Origin of the sequence: Marinobacter sp. NFXS9, assembly GCF_040148665.1 — a bacterium.
Taxonomy (GTDB): Bacteria; Pseudomonadota; Gammaproteobacteria; order Pseudomonadales; family Oleiphilaceae; genus Marinobacter_A; species Marinobacter_A mangrovi.
On sequence record NZ_JAGDDW010000005.1, the window covers coordinates 111,371 to 130,636 of the forward strand.

Annotated in this window: 17 protein-coding genes; all 17 read left to right on the top strand. The window is 63.2% G+C overall.

The annotated features are described in order from the left end of the window. Positions 1 to 93 precede the first annotated feature (93 nt). Positions 94 to 1,317, top strand: a complete 1,224-nt coding sequence (locus J3364_RS09805; RefSeq protein ID WP_349558188.1) for an ABC transporter substrate-binding protein — start codon at positions 94 to 96, stop codon at positions 1,315 to 1,317. Positions 1,318 to 1,379: 62 nt separating this feature from the next. Then, complete coding sequence (locus J3364_RS09810; protein ID WP_349558346.1) at positions 1,380 to 2,270, top strand: branched-chain amino acid ABC transporter permease; 891 nt, start codon at positions 1,380 to 1,382, stop codon at positions 2,268 to 2,270. A gap of 6 nt (positions 2,271 to 2,276) precedes the next feature. Then, a complete protein-coding gene (locus tag J3364_RS09815) occupies positions 2,277 to 3,191 on the top strand; it encodes a branched-chain amino acid ABC transporter permease (protein ID WP_502882497.1) in 915 nt (304 codons plus the stop codon). 125 nt (positions 3,192 to 3,316) lie between these two features. Continuing rightward, complete coding sequence (locus tag J3364_RS09820) at positions 3,317 to 4,186, top strand: NAD(P)-dependent oxidoreductase (RefSeq protein WP_349558189.1); 870 nt, start codon at positions 3,317 to 3,319, stop codon at positions 4,184 to 4,186. Positions 4,187 to 4,442: 256 nt separating this feature from the next. Next, positions 4,443 to 5,561: an HlyD family secretion protein gene (locus J3364_RS09825; RefSeq protein WP_349558190.1), complete on the top strand. Its 1,119-nt coding sequence runs from the start codon at positions 4,443 to 4,445 to the stop codon at positions 5,559 to 5,561. Next, a complete protein-coding gene (locus J3364_RS09830) occupies positions 5,558 to 7,084 on the top strand; it encodes a DHA2 family efflux MFS transporter permease subunit (RefSeq protein WP_349558191.1) in 1,527 nt (508 codons plus the stop codon). Before J3364_RS09825 ends, J3364_RS09830 begins: the two co-directional genes overlap by 4 nt. Before the next feature lie 83 nt (positions 7,085 to 7,167). After that, positions 7,168 to 8,934 carry an ABC transporter transmembrane domain-containing protein gene (locus J3364_RS09835; protein WP_349558193.1) on the top strand — a complete coding sequence of 589 codons (1,767 nt, stop codon included), beginning with the start codon at positions 7,168 to 7,170 and terminating at the stop codon, positions 8,932 to 8,934. Between the two features lie 56 nt (positions 8,935 to 8,990). Then, positions 8,991 to 9,929, top strand: coding sequence for a cation diffusion facilitator family transporter (locus tag J3364_RS09840; RefSeq protein ID WP_349558194.1), 939 nt, complete (start codon positions 8,991 to 8,993; stop codon positions 9,927 to 9,929). A gap of 2 nt (positions 9,930 to 9,931) precedes the next feature. Next, positions 9,932 to 10,357 (top strand): DUF2946 domain-containing protein, encoded by a 426-nt coding sequence (locus J3364_RS09845; protein WP_349558195.1) that lies wholly within the window; start codon positions 9,932 to 9,934, stop codon positions 10,355 to 10,357. Positions 10,358 to 10,472: 115 nt separating this feature from the next. Then, on the top strand, positions 10,473 to 11,849 hold the full coding sequence (locus J3364_RS09850) for a PepSY-associated TM helix domain-containing protein (RefSeq protein WP_349558196.1): 1,377 nt from the start codon (positions 10,473 to 10,475) through the stop codon (positions 11,847 to 11,849). A 203-nt stretch (positions 11,850 to 12,052) separates the two neighbouring features. Further along, complete coding sequence (locus J3364_RS09855) at positions 12,053 to 13,063, top strand: TRAP transporter substrate-binding protein (RefSeq protein ID WP_123635900.1); 1,011 nt, start codon at positions 12,053 to 12,055, stop codon at positions 13,061 to 13,063. An 89-nt stretch (positions 13,064 to 13,152) separates the two neighbouring features. Then, positions 13,153 to 13,731: a TRAP transporter small permease subunit gene (locus J3364_RS09860; protein WP_349558197.1), complete on the top strand. Its 579-nt coding sequence runs from the start codon at positions 13,153 to 13,155 to the stop codon at positions 13,729 to 13,731. Further along, positions 13,731 to 15,047, top strand: coding sequence for a TRAP transporter large permease (locus tag J3364_RS09865; RefSeq protein WP_349558199.1), 1,317 nt, complete (start codon positions 13,731 to 13,733; stop codon positions 15,045 to 15,047). Before J3364_RS09860 ends, J3364_RS09865 begins: the two co-directional genes overlap by 1 nt. 1 nt (position 15,048) lies before the next feature. Then, positions 15,049 to 15,546 carry a gluconokinase gene (locus tag J3364_RS09870; RefSeq protein ID WP_349558200.1) on the top strand — a complete coding sequence of 166 codons (498 nt, stop codon included), beginning with the start codon at positions 15,049 to 15,051 and terminating at the stop codon, positions 15,544 to 15,546. A gap of 173 nt (positions 15,547 to 15,719) precedes the next feature. After that, entirely contained in the window at positions 15,720 to 16,718 is a 999-nt protein-coding gene (gntR, locus tag J3364_RS09875; RefSeq protein WP_349558201.1) for a gluconate operon transcriptional repressor GntR, read from the top strand. A gap of 101 nt (positions 16,719 to 16,819) precedes the next feature. Next, positions 16,820 to 17,779, top strand: a complete 960-nt coding sequence (locus J3364_RS09880) for a sugar-binding transcriptional regulator (RefSeq protein ID WP_123635905.1) — start codon at positions 16,820 to 16,822, stop codon at positions 17,777 to 17,779. Between the two features lie 137 nt (positions 17,780 to 17,916). Next, the gene (locus J3364_RS09885) at positions 17,917 to 19,227 is read left to right on the top strand and encodes an ABC transporter substrate-binding protein (protein ID WP_123635906.1); all 1,311 of its coding nucleotides are present in this window, start codon (positions 17,917 to 17,919) and stop codon (positions 19,225 to 19,227) included. The last annotated feature ends 39 nt before the right edge of the window (positions 19,228 to 19,266 follow it).

Genomic DNA, 19,266 nt, shown 5'->3' on the forward strand with positions numbered 1-19,266 from the left:
TTGGTCGCCACCACGTTGACGTCGTGACTGGCCCGGCAATGACCCCGCCAACCGGGGTAACCAACAACAAGAGCGAAAGTGAGGGCAAGGATTATGTTCAACCAACGCAAACTGCTACATGGCATTGTTGCCGGACTGGGCCTGATGGTCGCCGCCGGCCCGCTGAGCGCCGCCGAAGGCCTGTCAGACGGCAAGGTCAAGATCGGCGTATTGAGTGACATGTCCGGCGTCTACAAGTCGCTGGAAGGCCCCGGGGCCGTTGTCGCCGCCAAGATGGCGGTGGAGGATTTCGGTGGCAAGGTGCTGGACAAGCCCATCGAAATTGTCTCCGCCGACCACCAGAACAAGCCTGACATCGGCGCCAGCACGGCGCGGGAGTGGATCGACGCCAAGCAGGTGGACATGATCACCGCGCTGGACAACTCCTCGGTCGCCCTCGCCGTCCAGGGCCTGGCGTCCGAGAAGAAAGTCATCACTATGGATACCGGCGCCGGCACCACCGCCCTGACCGAGGACCAGTGCACGCCCTATGGCATCCACTACGTCTATGACACCCACGCCCTGCCGGTGGGCACCGCCACGGCCATGGTCAAGAACGGCGGCAAAAAGTGGTTCTTCATCACCGCGGACTACGCCTTCGGACACTCCCTGCAGGAAAACACCTCTGCGGTGGTCAAAAGCCTGGACGGTGAAGTGGTCGGCAACGTGAACGCCCCGCTGGGCACTACCGACTTCTCGTCCTACCTGCTGCAGGCCCAGTCCTCCGGCGCTGACGTGATCGGCCTGGCCAACGCCGGTCAGGACACGGTTAACGCCATCAAGCAGGCCAACCAGTTCCGCATCGTCCAGAGCGGCCAGAAACTGGCCGGCATGCTGGTGTTCATCACCGACATCCAGAGTATGGGCCTGGACATCGCCCAGGGTCTCCAGTTCACCACCGCCTTCGTGTGGAACCAGGATGACGAGGCCGAGAAATGGTCCCGCCGTTACTATGAAAAGCAGGGCGCGATGCCGACCATGGTGCAGGCCGGGGTTTATTCCGCTGTAACCAACTATCTCAAGGCGATCGACGCCGTGGGCTCCGACGATCCCGATGCCGTGCGCAAGCAGCTGGGTGAGATGGAGCTCAACGACATGTTCGTGAAGGGCGGCAAGATTCTCCCCAACGGCCTGATGCTGCATGACATGTACCTGGTGGAAGCCAAGAAGCCGGACGAATCCAAGGAAGACTGGGATTTGCTCAAGGTGATTTCGAAGATCCCGGCTGAGCAGGCCTACATCCCGCTGTCCGAAAGCAAGTGTTCGCTGCTGAAGTAAACGCTGCGGCCGGGCAGCACGCCGCTGTCCGGCCGGGCTTTTGAGGAGTTGCTAACGTGTCGATGCAGGTGATCCTGGCCCAGGCGCTACTGGGGCTGAATGTGGGCGTGTTCTACGCCATGTTGAGCCTTGGTCTGGCGGTCATATTCGGGCTGCTCAACATCATCAACTTCGCCCATGGGGCGATGTATATGCTGGGCGCCTTTGTTGCCCTGATCGGCTACAGCCTGCTGGACGACTGGTTCGGCATCAGCCTGCAGATCGGCTTCTGGGCCTCGCTGATCGTTGCGCCACTGTTTGTGGGCGTCCTGGGCATGATCATCGAACGCACCATGCTCAAGCGGCTCTACGAACTGGACCACATCTACGGCCTGCTGCTGACCTTCGGCATCACCCTGATCCTGCAGGGGCTCTTCTCCAACTATTTCAACATTTCCGGCACACCCTACCCGGGCCAGCCGGAATCACTGAGCGGCGTGGTCAATCTCGGTTTCATGTATTTCCCCACCTACCGGCTGTTTGCCATCGTCTTCTCGATCGTAGTGTGCTTCGCCACCTGGTTCGTGATCGAACACACCCGGCTGGGCTCAAGGTTGCGGGCCGGCGTGGAGAACCCCACCCTGACCCAGGCCTTCGGTCTCAATGTGCCGCTGATGATTACCCTGACCTTCGGCTTCGGCTGTGCCCTGGCAGGCCTGGCCGGGGTGCTGGCCGCGCCGATCTACTCGGTCAGCCCGCTGATGGGGGCCGACCTGATCATCGTCGTGTTCGCGGTGGTGGTGATCGGCGGCATGGGGTCGATCATGGGCGCCATCCTCACCGGTCTCGCCCTGGGGCTGGTGGAAGGGATCACCAAGGTGGTCTATCCGCCAGCGGCCAGTACCGTGATTTTCTTCCTCATGGTGCTGGTACTGCTGTTCCGTCCCGCCGGTCTGTTTGGCAAGGAGAGGTGATCCATCATGGTTAATCGCGTGCTTTGGGTCATCATGCTGGTCTTCGGACTGACGGCACCCTTCTACGCCTACCCGGTCTTCGTGATGGACCTGCTGTGTTTCGCCCTGTTCGCCTGCGCGTTCAATTTGCTGCTGGGCTACGTGGGGCTGCTCTCTTTCGGTCACGCGGCTTTCTTCGGCGGCGCGGCCTACATCGCCGGCTATGTGATCAAGGCCTGGGGATTCCCGCCGTTGCTGGGCATCGCCGCCGGCGCCCTGTTTGCGACGGTGCTGGGCGCGATCTTCGGGTTCCTGGCGATCCGACGCCAGGGCATTTATTTTGCGATGATTACCCTGGCCCTGGCCCAGATCATCTACTTCATGATCCTGCAACTGCCCTTCACCGGTGGGGAGAACGGTCTGCAGGGCGTCCCCCGGGGCAAGCTGCTGGGCTTCATCGATCTGAACCAGCCGCTGGCCATGTACTACTTCGTGTTCGCCGTTTTCCTGTTCGGTTTCTGCGTCATCTACCGCACCATCAATTCGCCCTTCGGCGAGGTGTTGCAGGCCATTCGCGAGAATGAATCACGGGCACTGTCCCTCGGCTATGACGTGGACAAGTTCAAGCTGCAGGCGTTCGTGATCTCCGCCACCCTGGCCGGTCTGGCCGGAGCCACCAAAGCCGTGGTGTTCCAGTTCGCCGCCCTGACCACAGCCCACTGGCAGACCTCCGGCGAAGTCATCCTGATGACGCTGGTGGGTGGCCTCGGTACGGTGTTCGGGCCGGTGATCGGCGCGATCACGGTCGGCTCACTCAGCCACGAACTCAGCGCCTTTGGCTCCTGGGTGCAGGTGATCCTGGGGGCCATCTTCGTGGTCTGTGTACTGGTGTTCCGCCGTGGCATCATCGGCGAGCTGCATCGCTTCTTCGGCGGTCGTTGATCCAACTCAACTCCCTCCGGCAAGGCATCGATCCGACGCCGATGTCACGCGTATCATGATGTTCCAGAGTCACCGGAATCACGGGCTGCGTCCCAGCGCGCCCGCCCGCGAAACAGGAGGACACCATGAACGTCACTTTTATCGGTCTCGGCATCATGGGCCAGAACATGGCCCGCAACCTGCTCCCGCACTGCACACTCACCGTATTCAACCGCTCACCGCAGCCGGTGGAAGCGCTGGCCGCGGACGGCGCAACCGCCGCAACCTCTCTCACTGAGGCCGTTGCGGAAGCGGACGTCGTCTTTACCATGCTGGCCAAACCCGAAGTGGTGGCCGCCCAGGCGTTCGGCGAAGAAGGCTTCCTGCAGGCAATGCCCAACGACAGCCTTTGGGTGGACTGCTCCACCGTGAATCCGTCGTTCTCCCGCGAGGCGGCACAAGCAGCCAAGGCTTCGGGCATTCGTTTCCTGGATGCACCGGTGGCCGGTACCCGCAAGCCCGCGGAAGACGGTACCCTGACCTTTCTCGTCGGCGGCGCCGAAGCCGACCTGAACCAGGCGCGCCCCCTGCTCGAGCACATGGGCAGCAAAATCGTCCACACCGGTAACCACGGCCAGGGCAGTGCCTTCAAAATGCTGATCAACGCGCAACTGGCCCAGTCCATGGCGGTGTTCGCCGAGACCACCCTGCTCGGTGAAAAGCTGGGATTTTCCCGCGAGATGCTGATGGATACCCTGCCCAACCTGCCCGTCAGCGCGCCCTTCCTGACCGGCAAGGCGGAGCTCATCCGTCACGGCCAGTTCGAACCGCAGTTTCCCCTGGAGCTGATGCTCAAGGATCTGCATCTTCTGGAACAGACCGCCTACGAGCACCGGCAGCCACTGTTCATGAGCAGCGTGGCCAAGGCGCTCTACGCCAGTGCTGACGCCGCCGGCCATGGCCGCGACGATTTCTCCGCACTGCACGCCTTCCTGGATGGCCACAACCAAAGCTGATGTGGCATAGGGGATGTCCCTTATGCTCCGCCGTTTCCTTAGCAGGCTTTAATTAGTAAACTACACATATTCCATTTCCCGGGTATCCCTGACAAGGTCAACGATTCAGGGATATCCGTGGCATCAGCTGTCCCCGTCGCCGTTCACCGGCCCGGCCGGAGCGTCGGCACTCGCCCGCCACAGCTGCCGTATCTGACAGATTCAACACGGCCTGCCGCTCCGCCGGAGCGTGGCTGGCGTTATCGGAGCAACAACAATGAGCACATCCGACCCGAACACCAAACCGGCGCCGCTGCCGCGCCGGACCCGACTGATTCGCCGTACGCTGCTGGTGGGTATCCCGCTGGTGGTCGTGGTGGTTGCGGGTCTGGTGTCGATTTTTGGCGGCCGCTACGTGTCCACCGAAAACGCATACATCGGTGCGCCCCTGATCAATATCGCGCCGGAAGTGAGTGGCCAGATCAGCGAGGTGCGGGTGGAAGAGAACCAGCCAGTCCGTAAGGGCGATCTGATGCTACAGATCGACCCGGCGCCGTATCGCATTGCCGTCGATCATGCCAAAGCGGAACTGGCAAAGGCCGCCAATGACATCCGCACGCTGGAGGCCAGCTACGCCACCCGGCAGGAAGACCTGTCCCTGGCGGAAGAGAACGTCGCCTTTGCCAAGCGCGAACTGGCCCGCCAGCAGGCGCTGGCCAAACGCCAGCTCACCTCGGAATCGGAGTTGGAAAAATACCGCCACGATTACACCACCGCCCGTCGCGAACAGGCAGCGATCGAGCGCGATCTGAAGCGTATTGCCACCAGCCTGGGCGGCAAGGTGGACCTGCCGGTGGAGCAGCATCCGGATTACCAGGTGGCCAAAGCCAACCTGGAGCAGGCGGAACTGGACCTCGAACACACCCATATTCGCGCACCGTTTGACGGCATTGCCGCCAAGACACCCGACCCCGGCACCTACGCCCGGGCCAGCTCCTCCGTGATGGGCCTGGTCGGCAACCGCAATCTGTGGATCGATGCCAACTTCAAGGAAACCGACCTGACCCGCGTCAAACCCGGCCAGGCCGTCTCGATCGAAGTGGACACCTACCCGGATCGGGAATTCCACGGACACGTCGCCAGTATCGCCCAGGCCACCGGCGCCGAGTTCTCCGTGCTGCCGGCACAGAACGCCACCGGCAACTGGGTGAAGGTGGTCCAACGCATCCCGGTGCGCATCCGCTTTGACGACCTGCCGGCGGACATTGGCCTGCGCGCCGGCATGAGCACCATCGTCGAGATCGATACCGGGTATCCGGACGCGGATGTGCCGCTTGTCGGCTGGCTGCGAGGCCTAGTCTCCCAAGCCCGTGCTGAAGAACCCCCTGCCGAATGACGGCCGCAACCACCACGGCCGGTGAACAGGGTGGCCTGAAACGGGGATGGATCACCCTCTCCATCATGCTGGCTACCATCATGCAGGCGCTGGACACCACCATCGCCAACGTGGCCCTGCCCAACATGAAAGGCAGCATGTCGGCCACCGAGGAACAGATTTCCTGGGTGCTGACCTCCTACATTGTCGCCGCGGCCATTGCCACGCCGCTGACCGGTTTCCTGGCCGGCCGGCTGGGTCGCAAGCGCCTGTTCCTGTTGTCGGTTACCGGGTTCACCATCGCCTCCGTGCTGTGCGGCATTGCCGGCAACCTGGAAGAGATGGTGCTGTTCCGGCTGCTGCAGGGCATCTTCGGCGCCGGGCTCGTCCCGTTGTCCCAGGCTGTACTGCTGGACACCTATCCCCGTGAGCAACACGGCTCCGCCATGGCCATGTGGGGCGTGGGCGTCATGGTCGGCCCCATCCTCGGCCCGACCCTCGGGGGCTACCTGACGGAAGTGCTGAACTGGCGCTGGGTCTTCTTTATCAACCTGCCGTTCGGCATTCTCTCGCTGCTGGGCATCCTGTTCTTTGTGCCGGAGACGGAGCAGGTCAAACGCCGGTTCGATGTTTTCGGCTTCGCCCTGCTCGGGCTTTCAATCGGCGCGTTGCAACTGATGCTGGACCGCGGCCAGAGCCTCGACTGGTTCTCATCCGGCGAAGTCATGCTGGAAGCCACGGTCGCCGCCTGTGCCCTGATGATGTTCCTCGTCCACATGTTCACTTATCGGGAACCGTTCGTGGAACCCGGGCTTTTCAAAGACCGCAACCTGGCCATCGGCCTGATCTTCATCTTCATGATCGGGGTGATCCTGCTGGCCACGCTGGCTTTGCTGCCACCGTTCCTGCAGAACCTGATGGACTATCCGGTGATCACCACCGGGCTGGTCCTGGCCCCACGCGGCCTGGGCAGCATGTTCTCGATGATGCTGGTGGGTCGGCTGGTGAATAAAGTGGACATCCGCCTGCTGATCCTGACCGGCCTGATCCTGATGACCGCCAGCCTGTTCGAGATGGCCAATTTCAACACCGAAGTGTCGTCCCTGCGGGTGGCGCTGACGGGCGTGGTCCAGGGGATGGGACTGGGCATGGTGTTCGTGCCGCTGAGCACCATCAGTTTTGCCACCCTGGCCTCGCGCTACCGCACCGAAGCCACGGCCATGTTCAGCCTGATGCGCAACATCGGCAGCTCAATCGGTATTTCGGTGATGGTGACGCTGGTGGCCCGAAACACCCAGATCAATCACGCCAGCCTGGGGGAATACCTCAATCCCTTCCGGCCGGCGTTCCAGTCGATGACCCTGCCCGGCGGCATCGATCCCTCCAGCACCACGGGCCTGGCCTACCTCAACAGCATGGCGACCCAACAGGCGGCCGCCATCGGCTACCTCAACGACTTCCGCCTGATGGCCTGGGTGGCGTTGGCGTCCATCCCGCTGTTGCTGCTATTCCGTTCTCCCAAAACAGCGAAACCAGCGGACTGATTCGCCGGTCCGGCGCATAAAGGTGAACCGGACCGGCCCACAACTCTTATACTTCCCCGACAAGATCAATTAACGGGACGCCCATGACCTCGGATCGCCGCAAGGCCCTGAAACTCGCCACCGACTTCATCATGCCCTACCGCAAGGCGCTGGCCGGTGCCTTTGCCGCGCTCGTGTTCACCGCAGGCATCACGCTGTCGCTGGGCCAGGGCATCAGGCTCCTGGTGGACCAGGGATTCGTCACCGGCTCACCGGAACTGCTCAACCGCTCCGTCCTGTTGTTCTTCATACTCATCGGCTGTCTGGCGGTCGGCACGTTCGTGCGTTTCTATCTGGTCTCCTGGATCGGCGAGCGGGTGGTTGCGGATATCCGGAAGCAGGTATTTAACCACCTGATCGATTTGCATCCCGGCTTTTTCGAAACCAATCGCGGCCTGGAGATCCAGTCCCGACTGACCACCGACACCACGGTGCTGCAATCGGTGATCGGCTCCACCATATCCATGGCCCTGCGCAATTTCTTCATGATGATTGGCGGGATCATCCTGTTGTTTGTCACCAACGTGAAGCTGACCAGCATCGTGATGCTGGCGGTGCCGCTCGTGGTGGCCCCGATCCTGATTTTCGGCCGGCGGGTGCGGCGCCTGTCCCGCCAGAGCCAGGACCGGGTGGCGGATGTGGGCAGCTACGTGGGCGAGATCCTGGGCCAGATCAAGATCGTGCAGGCCTACAACCACCAGCCCCAGGATCAGGACCGCTTCGGTGAGGTGGTGGAGAACGCTTTTGCCGTGGCCCGCCAGCGCATCCGCCAGCGGGCCTGGCTGATTGCCATCGTGATCCTGCTGATTCTCGGCGCGGTGGGCATCATGCTCTGGGTCGGCGGGCAGGACGTGATCGCCGGCGAGATCACCGGCGGCGAACTGGCCGCGTTCGTGTTCTACAGCCTGATCGTGGGCTCATCCGTGGGTTCGCTGAGCGAAGTCATCGGCGAATTGCAGCGGGCCGCCGGTGCCGCCGCGCGAATCGTGGAACTGCTGCAGACCGGCAGTGAGATCACACCGCCGGAACATCCCCGCTCGCTGCCCGTCCCGGTGCGGGGTGAGATCGCATTCGAGGCCCTGCGTTTTGCCTATCCCGGGCGCCCCAACGTGGACGTGATCGACGGCATCGACCTGACCGTCACCGCCGGCGAAACCCTCGCCCTGGTGGGACCGTCCGGCGCCGGCAAGTCCACATTGTTCGATCTGCTCCTGCGTTTCTTCGATCCCCGCAGCGGCGGTATCCGCATTGACGGCGTGGACATCCGCGAGCTGGACCCGGCGGAGCTGCGCCGCTGCTTTGCCCTCGTGTCCCAGACACCCGCCCTGTTCTTCGGCAGCATTGCCGACAACATCCGCTACGGTCGCCCGAAAGCGTCGCAAGCCGATATCGAGGCCGCCGCCCGCGTCGCCCACGCCCACGAGTTCATCACTGACTTGCCCGACGGCTACGACACCCGACTGGGCGATGCCGGCCTGGGCCTGTCCGGGGGCCAGCGCCAACGCATCGCCATCGCCCGGGCGCTGATCATGGACGCGCCCATCCTGCTGCTGGACGAAGCCACCAGCGCCCTGGACGCCCAGAGCGAACACCTGATCCAACAAGCCCTGCCGGAGCTGATGGCGGGCCGCACGACGCTGGTGATTGCCCACCGCCTGGCCACGGTCAAGCACGCCGACCGCATTGCGGTGCTGGATCATGGCCGGCTGCATGGCGTTGGCTCGCACCAGGAACTAATCCACAGCGACCCGCTCTACGCCCGTCTGGCCGAACTGCAATTCCGGGAACCGGAAAACGCATCATCGGCCTGATGGCCAGCTATGCTAACCTTGCGCCCACCCATTTTTGACAGGACGACGTTCGCACCATGGCCGGTTCCAGCAAGAAAGTGATTTTCGCCGCCCTCGGGGGCAACCTGCTCATCGCCATCACCAAGTTCGTGGCCGCTGTGGTCACCGGCAGTTCGGCCATGTTCTCCGAAGGCGTCCACTCGCTCGTGGATACCGGCAACCAGATCCTGTTGCTCTACGGCCTCAAGCGTTCCGCCCGGCCCGCCGACGAGAAGTTTCCGTTTGGTCACGGCAAGGAGGTGTACTTCTGGAGCTTCGTGGTCGCCATTCTGATCTTCGCAGTGGGTTCGGGCATTTCGATCTACGAAGGCGTTCATCGCATCCTCGATCCCTCTCCCATCGAGAACCCCATCGTCAACTACATCGTGTTGGGCCTGGGTATCCTGTTCGAGGGGGCCGCCTGGTATTTTGCGCTGACCGAGTTTTCCCGATCCAAGGGTAAATGGGGGTATATCGAAGCGGTCCAGCGGGGCAAGGATCCGACCAATTTCGTGGTGCTGTTCGAGGACTCGGCTGCCATCGTTGGCCTGGTGGTTGCCATTGTCGGGATCTATCTGGCGGACAACACCGGCCTGCTGTGGATGGACGGCGTCGCCTCGGTGATCATCGGTCTGATTCTGGGCGGCACCGCCATCTGGCTGGCCTACGAAACCAAGGGCCTGCTGATCGGTGAATCCGCCAACCAGGCGGTGATCGCCGGCATCCGCAAGCTCGCGGTCGACATGCCGGAGATCGACAAAGTGAACGAACTGCTGACCATGCACATGGGCCCGGACTTTGTGCTGGTCAACCTGAGCGTCAAGTTCCGGCCCCAGCAATCCGTGGCGGATCTGGAAGCCATCATCGCCGACCTTGACCACCGCATCAAGGAAGCCTATCCCCAGGCCAAGCGGATTTTCGTGGAAGCGGAGGCCCTGCAGGCCCATACCCGGGCTGCGGCCGCACCGAACCACTGAGCATGAGCCCACCCGCATCATCCGCCTCTGTCATGAGCTTCCAGGGCTGGCGCCAGCGCCTGGGTGCCGGCCTGGCCCTGTGGGCGATGGTGCTGATCTTTGCCGCACCGCTGTGGTCGAAATCCATGGCGCTGATGCACCACGACAGCATGAGCCCGGACATGGCCGGTCACGCGGACCATCACGCCATGGCCGACATGCCGATGGCGCCTCATGCCATGGACAGGGCGATCACCTTCGATCACCCGGAGTGCGGCTATTGTGTGCTGCTGGCGCACGTCACGCCGATGTCGCCCCCGCCACTGATCATTTCTGCACCGGTTCGCTGGTCCCTGACGGCCGATCACTGGCCGGTCCGCACCGCCACCACCCTGCGGCTTCGTTACACCCTTGCCGAAGTGCGCGCGCCACCCACCTTCACCGGATAACCCGCCCCTTTTCCAGGCCCATGCAACCGCTGCCGGACGGCGGCACAGCCTTCCTGTGTCCGTGACCGGCGTGGTGGCGTGGTGCTGTTCGCTGATTCACGTTATCAGGTGACCCATGACCCAAACCCATGTCCCGGAAACCCGGGCACCCTCTGACGGCCGCAAGACCGCCAGCTGGTTCTATCCCTTCCTGCGACGGCTGCATTTCTACATCGGCCTGCTGGTCGGGCCGTTTATCTTTATTGCCGCCTTTTCCGGCGGACTTTACGTGATTTCGCCGCAGATCGAGAACATGATCTACGCCGATGCGCTCACCGGGGAGATGAGCGGAACGCCCCACTCCCTGGCCGAACAGATCGAAGCCGCCCGGAAGGCAGCCCCTGACCTGCACCTGGCAGCGGTGCGTCCCGCGCCGGCGCCCGGTCAGACCACGCGGGTGATGTTCGATGATCCGAGCCTCAATTTGTATGAAAACCGCGCGATCTTCGTCGATCCGGTTTCGCTGGCCGTCAAAGGTGATCTCACGGTCTACGGCACCAGCGGCGCGCTGCCGTTCCGGATTCAGCTCGACTACCTGCATCGCAATTTGTTGCTGGGCGAGCCGGGACGGATCTACAGCGAGCTGGCCGCCTCCTGGCTGTGGATCGCCGGGCTGGGTGGGCTGACGCTGTGGTTTATCGGACGTCGGAAACGTCGGCAGTCCGCGGCCCTGCGCGCCACCGACCAGACCGAAAGCGGTCGACGCCGCCGTCGCCACGCCACTTTGGGCCTGATCCTGCTGACCGGCTTTCTGTTCCTGTCGGTGACCGGGCTGACCTGGTCGAAATGGGCCGGTGGCCGCATCGCCGAGTTGCGGGCAGCATTGGATTGGGGCACGCCGAGCGTGAACACCCAGCTGTCCGATGCACGCCAGGCCCTGCCTGCGGTGCCTGATGCCCTGTTTGATCCGGTCCTGGAGGCCGCGCGGGAAGCCGGCATCGACGCCGGAAAGCTGGAAATTCGTCCGGGAAGCGGTCCCGATCGTGCCTGGAAAGTCCGGGAAATCGATCGAAGCTGGCCTACCCAGGTGGATTCCGTCGCGGTGGACCCGCACACCTTCCGGGTGACCGACCAGGCGAACTTCGCGGATTTCCCCATCGCGGCCAAACTGACCCGCTGGGGTATCGACGCGCACATGGGCACGCTGTTCGGTCTGGCAAACCAGCTGGTCATGCTGGCCCTGGCGCTGGGCCTGTGTACGCTGATCGTCTGGGGCTACCGGATGTGGTGGGTACGCCGACCACTGCCCAGAGCCTCGTCGGCCGCCAGCGCCACACGGCTCACCACCCATTGGCTGCGGGCGCCCGTTCCTGCCCGCCTGGCCATCATGGCCGTTGCGGCCGCTCTCGGTTGGGCCCTGCCGGTGATGGGCGTGAGCCTGGCCGTCTTCCTCATCCTGGATGTGTTGCTGGTGGTCCACCACAACCGTCAGGCTGTGGCGATGGCGTCCTGAACGATCGTATCCGGAGGCTTCCAGGCCTCCGGATACACGCCCTGATTTCAATCAGTTGAATCCCTTCCGCGCCAACATCCTGCACCACCGGCAAACATCCAGATCAAAAAACACCCTTGCGTGCCCAAAATTCATGCAATAGACTTCGCAAATGTTACCGGTAACATTTACCGACAAAACAAGAAGCCCAGGAGTAAAACACTATGTCCCCGCTCAAGCTCGTGGCCGGTGTGTTCGCCGCCACTTTCGCCCTGAACACCTTTGCCGCCGACTTCAACTTCAAGTTCCAGTCGTCCGATCCCACCGGCGTCAAGAACTACAAGATCCAGCAGGAATGGGCTGACCGCGTCGAGACCATGACCGACGGTCGCGTTCACATCGAACTGCTTCCGGTTGGCAGTGTGGTCAGCCACTCCGAGACCCTGAGCGCGATGAAGATGGGCGTGCTCGACGGGCACATCTCCGTCACCGGTTATTTCTCTGGCCAGGATCCCGCGTTCGGCTTGATCGGCAACACCGTGGGTGCCTGGTCCAGCCCGGATCAACTGATCGACTACATCTACTACGGCGGCGGCTACGAGCTGATGAACGAGCTCTACAAGCCGTACGGCGTGAAGTTCGTCGGTGGTGCCGCGACCGGCCTGGAGTCCTTTGTTTCCAAGAAGCCGCTGGACGGCGTGGATGATCTGAAAGGTCTGAAGATGCGCGCGCCGGAAGGTCTGGTGCAGTCTGTCTTCGCTGCTGCGGGCGCCGCGCCGGTGAACCTGCCGGGCTCCGAGGTCTACACCGCACTGAGCAAGGGCGTGATCGATGCCGCCGACTACACGGTGTTCTCCACCAACCAGGAAGCGGGCCTGAACGACATCGCCCCGAACCCGGTCTACCCCGGTTTCCACTCCCTGCCGCTGCTGGAAATCGCCATGAACCTGAAGGAGTGGAACGAGCTGCCGAAGGACATCCAGGCGATCATGACCGTGTCCGCCCGCGACTTCGCGCATGACATCAGCACCCAGCTGGCGATGGCCGACAAGAAGGCCGTCCAGAAGGCCCGCAAGGATCCGAACATCACGATCCACGACTGGTCTGCCGAAGAGCGTCGCAAGTTCCGTAACATCGCCCGCGACCAGTGGAAGAAGTACGCGGAGCAGTCTCCCAACGCGGAAAAAGTCTACAAGTCGGTGACGAGCTACCTGGAATCCCAGGGCCTGCTCTAAGCCCGCTCCGAGCACTCTCCAACCTTCCTGAAATCTGACATCAACCGGCGCATCGGGCCCAAACCCATGCGCCGGTCAGGAGTCTCCCTATGTCTGATCACGCGTCCCAAGACGGCCAGACGGACCTGCTGCCGGACAACAACGACGAGGACGTCGGCGCCACCCGGCTCGACCGGGGTATCGTCTGGCTGGGCAAGAAGCTGAGCCTGGTCTTTGCCCTGATTGTGATTGTCTCCGCCTACGAAATCGCCCGTCGCTACATCTTCGACTCCCCCACCCTGTGGGTGCACGAAACGGTGACCTTCGCCGGTGCGACGCTGTTTGTTCTCGGCGGCCTCTACGCCTTCGCCACCAACCGTCACGTGCGCGTGGTGCTGATCTACGACGCGGTCTCACCCCGTGTCCGCCGCTGGCTGGATGTCCTGCACCAGCTGTTTGGTCTGGCCTTCTGCAGCATGATGGTTTACGGCAGCTGGTTCATGGCCAAGGACGCCGTCCGTGCGCCCTGGGGTGCCTGGCGCCTGGAGACCTCCGGCTCCGCCTGGAACCCGCCGTTCCCGGCCTTCCTGAAAGTCATCATCCTGATCGCGATGGCGGTGCTGATGCTCCAGTTCATTCTGCACCTGATTCGTGACCTGCGCCGTGCCCTCAAAGGAGGTGATGCCTGATGTTTGAACTCGCTTCCCTCGGGATCGGCTACGGCAGCCTGCTGATGCTGGTGCTGCTGGTCCTGCTCCTGCTGACCGGCATGCAGCTGGCCTTTGCGACCGGCCTGGTCGCCCTGCTCTTTGCGCTCGGCTGGTTTGGCGTGGACGCGCTGCCCATCGTGAGCAGCCGGCTCTACAGTTTTATCGGCAGTTACGTCTTCCTGGCCGTGCCCATGTTCGTGCTTATGGCCTCATTACTGGATCATTCGGGGATTGCCAAAGACCTGTTCGACGCCATGGCCCGCATCGGCCGCAAGCTGCGCGGCGGCGTCGCCATCCAGACCCTGATCGTGGCCATCATCCTGGCGTCCATGTCCGGCGTCATCGGCGGTGAAACCGTGCTGCTGGGCATCCTGGCCCTGCCGCAGATGCTGCGCCTGGGCTATGACCGGCGCCTGGCCATCGGCACCACCTGTGCCGGCGGTGCCCTGGGCACCATGCTGCCGCCGAGCATCGTCCTGATCATCTACGGCCTGACCGCCAACGTCTCCATCGGCGAGCTGTTCAAGGGCGCGTTCCTGCCGGCCCTGATCCTGGCACTGTTCTATATCGCTTACGTGCTGGTCCGTGTCTGGCTCAAGCCGGAAATCGCGCCGCTGCCGTCGGACTCCGACGAACCAGAAACCCCGGCACCGAACTTCTTCAAGGCGCTGTTCTTCCCGATCCTGTCCGTGGTCGTGGTGCTGGGCAGCATCTACGGCGGCGTGGCGTCGGTGACCGAAGCGTCGGCCCTGGGTGTGCTGGGCATCGCCATCTCCACCGCCATCCGTGGCGAGCTGAACCTGGCCATGATCCGCAAGTCCACCATCAGCACCCTGCGGGTGTGCGGCATGATCATCTGGATCGGCATCGGCGCCACCGCGCTGGTGGGGGTCTACAACCTGATGGGCGGCATCGATTTCGTCCGCGACATGGTCTTCACCGTCAGCGGCGGCAACGGCCTGCTGACCATCCTGTTCATGATGCTGATCCTGCTGGTGCTGGGCATGTTCCTGGACTGGGTGGGCGTGGCCCTGCTGACCATGCCGATCTTCGTGCCGATCGTGAACGAGTTGGGCTACAGCCCGATCTGGTTCGGCGTGGTGTTCTGCATGAACATGCAGGTGTCGTTCCTGTCACCGCCGTTCGGCCCGGCCGCCTTCTACCTGAAGACCGTGACTCCGCCGGACATTTCCCTGGGCGAGATCTTCCGCTCCCTGGTGCCCTTCATCGTGCTGCAGATCCTGGCACTGGGCCTGGTGATCGCATTCCCGCAACTGGCGTTATGGTGGCAGTGATATGAAACATCCCAAGATCGTCGTCATGGGCGTCTCGGGCAGTGGCAAGAGCCTGGTCGGCCAGCGGCTGGGCGAGCAACTGGGTGTGCCGTTCTTCGACGCGGACGACTACCACAGTCGCTCCAACGTGGAGAAAATGGCCAACGGCATCCCGCTGACGGATGCCGACCGGGAGGGCTGGCTGACCGACCTGGCGGACCTGATTCGCCAGCAGGACGGACTGGTGCTGGCTTGCTCCGCGCTGAAGCAGGTCTACCGGGATCAGCTGCGCTCCGGGGATCCGGCGCTGCAGTTCGTCTACCTGAAAGGCTCTTTCGACACCATCTGGTCGCGCCACGCCCAGCGCAAGGACCACTACTTCAATGGACAGTCGATGCTGGAGAGCCAGTTCCAGTCCCTGGAGGAACCGGGGCCGGAGGAGGCGATCATCGTCGATATTGCACAGACGCCGGAGCAGGTCCTGAAACTGTGTCTGCAACGCCTGGAAGCCAGCACCTGAGGGATTCGAAAGCGGGCGGTTGATCCCGCCCGGGGACTCCGGCAGCAGGGATGCTGCCGGTGAGCGTACAGGGATGTATGTACAGCGCGCCCCGGGCGGGATCAACCGCCCGCTTTCAGCCCCCGAGTCATGACGTATCATAGGCGCCGCTTAGAGAGGACCGAACAACAACCATGGCCAAGAAACGACGCCCCACATTGCAGGACATCGCCGACCGGGTCGGTGCCACGAAGATGACCGTCAGCCGCTGTCTGCGCGGTGCCGACAACGTGTCGGAGAAAATGCGCGAGCGGATCTTCGCGGTGGCGGAGGAGATCGGCTATATCCCCAACCGCGCGCCGGACATCCTGTCCAAGGCCACCAGCCGGGCCATCGGCGTGCTCCTGCCGTCATTGACCAACCAGGTTTTCGCCGACGTGGTGAAAGGTATCGAGAGCGTCACCGAGCCGGCCGGCTATCACCTGATGATGGCCCACTACGGCTACAGCCCGGAGGTGGAGGAACGCAGCCTGTCCGCCCTGCTGTCCTACAACGTCGACGCGCTGATCCTGTCGGAGAGCCAACACACGGCCCGCAGCCGGCGCATGCTGGAAACCGCCGGCGTACCCACCATCGAACTGATGGACACGCATCTGCCGCCGTTCGAACAGGCGGTCGGTTTCGACAACGTGCAGGCCTCCTACGACATGGTCAGCGAGATGATCCGCCACGGCCGCAAGCACATCGTCTACCTGGGCGTGCGGCTGGATACCCGGACCATCCAGCGCCAGGACGGTTACGCGCAGGCCATGGAAGAACACGGCCTGGAACCGGTGATCCTGCGCTTCGAACAACGATCTTCCTATTCTGTCGGTGCCACACTGATGGCCCGCATCCTGGAAGAGCACCCGGAAGCCGACGGCATCTTCTGCACCAACGACGACGTGGCCATCGGGGCCTTCTTCGAGTGCCAGCGCCGCGGCATTCCGGTCCCGGAGAAAATGGCCATCGTCGGTTTCCACGGCCATGACGTGGGTCAGGTGATGACGCCCCGGCTGGCCAGTGTCGTCACGCCCCGGGAAGCCATCGGTCGCCGGGCGGCGGAAGTGTTGTTGGAACGACTCCAGGGCGCCTACGTCAGCCAGCGCGTGATCGACCTGGGTTACCGGATCGAGACCGGCGGCACGCTCTGACAAGGCCCTCCAGAACACCGCACAAGCACAACAATTGTTGTGAATTGCCGGCCTGCTTGCGATGATCAGGGCACTTTGCCGCCGAGGATGTCCGCAGCACCATGGATAAATTTGAAGTCAAACTCGACCAGGCCGCCCGGGCTGCCTGGCTCTCCTATGTGGGTGGACGCACCCAGGACGAAATCGCTGCGCAGCTGGGCGTGTCCCGCCCGGGCGTCCAGCGGCTTCTGGCCCTGGCCCGTCAGGAAGGGCTGATCAAGGTTCACATCGATCACCCCATTTCCAACTGCATGACGCTGGGTCAGGCGCTGCGTGACCAGTTCGACCTGGAGTTCTGCGACGTGGTGCCGGTCGACCCGGATGCCGAGCACAACAGTGCCCATTACGTGGCCGTGGCTGGCTGCGATCGCCTGACCCGCTATCTTGAACGCACCGATCCGCTGACCCTGTCCCTCGGCTCCGGCCGGACCGTGCGCGCCACGGTGGAAGCGGTCAGCCGCATGGACCGGCCCCAGCACCGTTTCGTGTCCCTGGTAGGCAACGTCGCCCGGGACGGCTCCTCCAACCGCTACGACGGCGTCACCGCCCTGGCGGACAAGACCGCCAGCGGCCGCTTCCTGCTGCCCGCCCCGGTGGTGGCCGGCTCCGTCGAGGAACGCGAGGCCCTGCTGAACCAGCGCCTGTTCCGGGCCATCGCCAGCGTCGCCGCCGATGCGGAAGTCGGCTTTATCGGCGTGGGGCCGATCAACCGTCAGGCCACCCTGTTCCAGGATGACTTCATCAATGAATCGGAACTCGACGAACTCCTGAACTGCCGCGCGGTGGGTGAACTGCTGGGCTGGCCGCTGGATGCGCAGGGCCGCATCATCGACTGCTCCGTCACCCGGCGGGTCACCAGCCCGGCGTTGGAAAGTCTGGCGCCCCAACGTCTGGTGGCGCTGGCCGGCGGTACCGACAAGGGCCCGGCCATTCTCTCAGCCCTGCGCGGCGGCTGGCTGAAGGGGCTGATTACGGACGAGGCGGCGGCCCGCTACGTGCTCGATAACGCGGTCCGGCGCTGATCCGGACCGCCCCGACCGGCGCAAAATTTTTTGCCCTTGACTGATCAATTGTTCGGGCGTAGATTCAATTGATCAAAACAACCAAGCAGTCCGGCTTAATAAAACAACACCAAGACCTCCCACAACAGGAGCAAGCCATGAAGCTCTCTTATGCACTGCCCCTCGCGGGCATGATGGCCGTCAGCAGTTTTGCGGCCCATGCCGAAACCGTCACCGTGGCCACGGTCAACAACAACGACATGGTCATCATGCAGCGCCTCTCCGACGCCTTTGAAAAATCCCATCCGGACATCAATCTGGAATGGGTCGTCCTGGAGGAGAACGTCCTGCGCCAACGCCTCACGACCGATATCGCCACCCATGGCGGCCAGTTCGACGTCATGACCATCGGTACCTATGAAGCCCCCATCTGGGCCGAGCGCGGCTGGCTGACACCGCTCACCGATCTGCCGGCGGATTACAAGCCGGACGACCTGCTCAAGCCGGTCATCGACGGCCTGAGCTACGAGGACAAGCCCTACGCGCTGCCCTTCTACGCCGAAAGCTCGATGATGTATTACCGCAAGGACCTGTTCGACAAGGCCGGCATCGAGATGACCGAGCAGCCCACCTGGGACGAGGTCCACGACTGGGCGGCCAAGCTCAACGATCCGGACCACGACGTGGCCGGCATCTGCCTGCGCGGCAAGCCGGGCTGGGGCGAGAACATGGCCTTCGTGACCACTCTGGTGAACACCTACGGCGGCCGCTGGTTCGACATGGACTGGAAGCCGGAAATCGATTCCAAGGCGTGGCACGAAGCCATCAACTTCTACGTCGATCTGCTGAAAAACTACGGCCCGGCCGGCGCCAGCTCCAACGGCTTCAACGAAAACCTGGCGCTGTTCTCCCGCGGCAACTGCGCGATGTGGGTCGACGCCACCTCCGCCGCCGGCAAGCTCTACAACCCGAAAGAGTCCAAGGTCGCCGACAAGCTGGGCTTCGCCCCCGCACCGGTCGCGGCGACGCCGAAAGGTTCTCATTGGCTGTGGTCCTGGGCCCTGGCCATCCCGTCTTCATCGGATGCCAAGGATGCGGCGCGTGAGTTCATCACCTGGGCCACCTCGCAGGATTACATCAAGATGGTCGGTGAGAAGGAAGGCTGGACCAGCGTGCCACCGGGCACCCGCGAGTCCACCTATGCCAACGAGAAGTACCAGGAAGCCGCGCCTTTCGCCGACTTCGTGCTCGACGCGATTCGCGAGGCCGATCCCACCGATGCGACACTCAAGCCGGTGCCTTACACCGGGGTCCAGATCGTGGGCATTCCTGAGTTCCAGGCCATCGGTACCCAGGTGGGTCAGATGATCGCCGCCGCCCTGACCGGTGAAATGTCGGTCGACCAGGCCCTGAGCAGCGCCCAGCGCGCCACCCAGCGCACCATGGAGCGCGCGGGCTACATCAAGTAAACGGGTCTTCGACGGGACGGCTGCGGCCGTCCCGCCACC